We start from the raw sequence: 4,135 nt of genomic DNA on the forward strand, positions 1-4,135 counted from the left end.
TGTATTTTTATTCCTTCAGGCCAGTTGCCTGTGGATCCTACTACTGGTGAATTAGTCGAAGACTTTGAAGATGCATGCTATAGAAGTCTTCAAAATATAGAAAACATTTTAAAAGAAGATCGATTAACCATAGATTCTATTTTAAAACTAACTGTTTTAACAACAGAGATAGATAAATTTGACATTATAAACAAAGTATTTAAAGATTTTTTTGGAGATATCTTTCCAGCACGTAGTGTCTTTGAAGTATCAAGGCTCCCTAAAAATGCTTCGATTGAAATTGAGGCTATTGTAGATTTTAAAAATTAAAGGAAATGGGGAACAAGATGGAGAAAAATCTTGATACAACGCTAGATAAGAACTCTAATGTAGAAGAAGCCAATTTAAATTTAATGAATGTATTTAGTATTGGATTTGGAGGAGCTGTAGGATCAGGTATCTTTGTTTTATTAGGAGAAGGTATAGCAAAGACAGGTCGCTCAATTGTTTTAGCAGTTATTGTAGCAGTATTATTCATGTTAATTGCTAATTTCTTCAGTATAATTCTCTCGTCTATGTTTGTTTTAAAGGGTGGGGATTATAGTCAAAAAGCACTGGCTTTCAATCCATTATTAACAGGATTTAGTGGTTATGCAAATTTTTCTTTCGGCTTTTCTATAGCTATGTATGCTGTTGCAATTGTAGAGTATGCCAGCATAGTTTTCCCACAAATTATTCCTTATGGGAAACTAATATCGATAGGAATCATCACACTATTTTTTTTAGCTTCAACAAAAGGATCTAAATTCATTTCTGTTTTAAATAGTATAATGACTACTATATTGTTAGGTTCACTTTTTTTATTCATTATATTTGGGCTTCCTAAAGTAGAAACAAGTACATTTATTAATAATAACTTATTTACAAATGGATTTGGTGGGTTTATTGCTGCTGTTTCTATCATGTCTTTTGCTTGTCAAGGAATCACTCAAGGACCTGTCTCAGTAGCTGCTGTTACTAAGAAATCATCACGAACAATTCCTTTTGGAATATTACTAACAGCTCTTGCTCTTGGAATTGTATACGCTTTAATAGCTTATGTATCTTCAGGAGTTCTTCCAATTTCTGAGGTAGCTGGACAGAACTTAAGTTTAGTTGCAGATCGTGTATTTCCACAATGGATCTTCGTTATTTTCATACTAGGAGGCGCTGTATTTTCAATTGCAACTTCATTGTTAAGTATGATTACTATGGTACGATATCCTATTTTAAAGATTGCCGAAGACGGTTGGTTGCCGCAAATATTTACTAAAACTAATTCAAACGGGTATCCATATATCATCTATAGTTTGTTTTACATAGTAAGTATTCTTCCTATCTTACTAGACTTTAGTTTAGATGTAATTGTTTCCTTAATTATGATTCCACTAATGCTTATGAATGTCTATTTAAATTTATCGTGTATTAAAATTATAAAAGATCATCCTGATAGATGGAAAAATAGTGTGATTTATATGCCTACACCAATTATAAATACAATATGTATTTTAGCAGCTGTTTTTTCCGCTATTGTAGCTTATAACTTATTTATTATTTTGTCTATAAAAGAAATGTTTATGATGATTGGATTGTTAGTATTCTTCTTTGGGTATTCGTATTATAATCTTAAAACTAAACGAGTTAGCAAGAAACAGCTAGAAGCTAGTAAAGAAGCAATCATCAACGACAGCTTAAATTAAATAAAAATAATATTTTAACAATAATATTAAAAATAATGGAGGAATTATAAATGTCAAACAAATATGTTGCAGAACCATTCAGAATTAAAGCAGTAGAACCTTTAAAAGTACTCTCTAGAGAAGAAAGAGAAGAAAAAATTAAAGAAGCTAAATATAATACGTTCAATCTAGCTGGAGAAGATTGCTATATTGATTTACTAACGGATTCCGGTACCAATGCTATGAGTGACAAACAACAAGCAGCTCTAATGCAAGGTGATGAAGCTTACGCAGGATCAAGTAGTTATTACAGACTAGTTGACGCTGGAAAAGATATTTTCCAATATGATTTTATACAACCAGTGCACCAAGGAAGAGCTGCAGAAAAGGTATTACTTCCTTTATTACTAGAAGAAGGAAAATTCGCAATATCTAATATGTTCTTCGATACCACAAGAGCTCATGTTATTTTAGCAGGAGCAAGACCTATCGACTGCGTAGTAAAGGAAGCTAAAGACCCTAAAGTAAGATCAAAGTTTAAAGGAAACATGGATGTAGAGTTGATGAAGCAGGTAATTGAGGAAAAAGGGAAAGAAAAAATCGGGGCAGTAGTTATGACTATTACTAACAATTCTGCAGGAGGTCAGCCTGTTTCTATGGAAAACCTTCGAGAAGTTGGTGAAGTTTGTAAAAAATACGATTTACCGTATATTATTGATGCTGCTCGTTTTGCAGAGAATGCTCACTTTATAAAACGAGATGAAGAAGGCTATCAAGATGTATCAATTAAAGATATTGTACGCGAAATGTTCAGTTATGCCGATATGTTTACAATGTCCGCTAAAAAGGATGCCATTGTTAATATTGGTGGTCTATTAGGTATTAAAGATAAAGATAATCCATTAGTTATCAAAGTTAAAGCTAACACAATTAGTTACGAGGGATTCTTTACTTATGGTGGTTTAGCTGGGCGTGATATGGAAGCATTAGCAATTGGTTTATATGAAGGTATTGAAGAAGATTATCTCGAATACCGAATAGGACAAATGGAGTATTTAGCAGGGCGCCTCGATGAAGCAGGTATAGCATACCAAGCACCAGTAGGAGGGCATGGAGTATTTATTGATGCAGCAGAAATGTTCCCACACATTCCGTACCATGAATTTCCAGGACAAGTATTAGTTATTGAATTATACAAAGAAGCCGGTATACGTACTTGTGATATTGGTTCATATATGTTAGGGAATGATCCTGATACAGGTGAACAGTTAGAAGCTGACTTTGAGTTTACACGCTTGGCTATTCCACGGCGAGTTTATACTCAAGCGCACCTTGATATTATGGCAGATGCACTAATTGCTATAAAAGAACGTGCAGATGAAATTCAAAAGGGATACAGAATTACTTGGGAACCTCCAATTTTAAGACATTTCCAAGCCTCACTAGAACCAATTAAATAATTATTTTAAAGAATCTGAGCTTCACCTAAAAATGAAGCTCAGATTTTATTTTTAAATATAAGGGAGGATATTTATCGATATGAGTAAAAATAATATCTTACTAATATCAGATTTCGTCGGCATCGGAAAAGTTGCATTATCGGTAATGATTCCAATATTAAACACTTTAGAGACAAATGTTTCTTACTTACCGACAGCAGTTGTCTCCAATAATTTTGACTATAAGCAAGTAATTGTCGAAGATCTAACTGAATTTATGGAAAACACACAAAACACTTGGAAAGAATTGGACTTTCAATTTGATACTATTACAACTGGAATTTTGATGAACCCAAAACAAGTAGAAATTGTCAAAGACATTGTAAATTATCATAAAAAGAAACCTGTTATTATTTCAGATCCAATTATGGGGGACAACGGTAATATTTATCCAGGTTTATCTAAAGATCTAATGGAAGCATCTAAGTTAATAGCTTTAGAAGCAGATGTTTTAATTCCAAACCTTACAGAGTTTTGCTTAATTATTGGAGAAAATTATCCTAAGCCGAATGAGCTAAACGATTCTTTATTGAGATCATGGTTAGAAAAAGCAAAAAAACAAGGAATAAAGTCAACTATTGTAACATCTGTAAAAATAAATCAGAACTACTATGTTTATGGATATTCAAAAGAAGAAGATATCTTTAGAGTAAAATTTGACCATATACCAGTTCAAGTAGGAGGGACAGGTGATATATTTACTTCTCTTCTGATAGGCAAATATAAGAAAGGTGAAAACCTACAAATGTCTGTCGAATATGTTACTCAGGTATTATCTAGTATTATTAAAGCTGAGTATCAGAATGATATAGTGAACAGTGTGAATGAAATAGAAATACAAAAATATCTCAATAAAATTCATAATATGAGTTTGTCTTAAGAGTAATTAAGACAAACTCAACAAAATAGCTGAATAGATTGATAACTAAAGGATAGGGT

At 32.3% G+C, this 4,135-nt stretch carries 4 protein-coding genes; all 4 read left to right on the forward strand.

Features of this window, described 5'->3' with window-relative positions; all coding sequences use genetic code 11:
* A partial coding sequence (locus ACTHW2_RS11515; protein WP_442264064.1) for a RidA family protein occupies positions 1-309 on the forward strand: 309 nt, incomplete at its 5' end.
* A 17-nt stretch (positions 310-326) separates the two neighbouring features.
* Complete coding sequence (locus tag ACTHW2_RS11520) at positions 327-1,718, forward strand: APC family permease (RefSeq protein WP_442264065.1); 1,392 nt, start codon at positions 327-329, stop codon at positions 1,716-1,718.
* 50 nt (positions 1,719-1,768) lie between these two features.
* A complete protein-coding gene (locus ACTHW2_RS11525; protein WP_442198634.1) occupies positions 1,769-3,157 on the forward strand; it encodes a tryptophanase in 1,389 nt (462 codons plus the stop codon).
* Positions 3,158-3,302: 145 nt separating this feature from the next.
* Complete coding sequence (locus tag ACTHW2_RS11530; RefSeq protein ID WP_442264066.1) at positions 3,303-4,076, forward strand: bifunctional hydroxymethylpyrimidine kinase/phosphomethylpyrimidine kinase; 774 nt, start codon at positions 3,303-3,305, stop codon at positions 4,074-4,076.
* Positions 4,077-4,135 lie beyond the last annotated feature (59 nt).

Source organism: Tissierella sp. (assembly GCF_052089545.1).
Classification (GTDB): domain Bacteria; phylum Bacillota; class Clostridia; order Tissierellales; family Tissierellaceae; genus Tissierella_A.

Excerpts from the sequence above, each read along its gene's own strand:
- ACTHW2_RS11520 (WP_442264065.1), top strand. The coding sequence starts at position 327 with ATGGAGAAAAATCTTGATACAACGCTAGATAAGAACTCTAATGTAGAA.
- ACTHW2_RS11525 (WP_442198634.1), top strand. The coding sequence starts at position 1,769 with ATGTCAAACAAATATGTTGCAGAACCATTCAGAATTAAAGCAGTAGAA.
- ACTHW2_RS11530 (WP_442264066.1), top strand. The coding sequence starts at position 3,303 with ATGATTCCAATATTAAACACTTTAGAGACAAATGTTTCTTACTTACCG.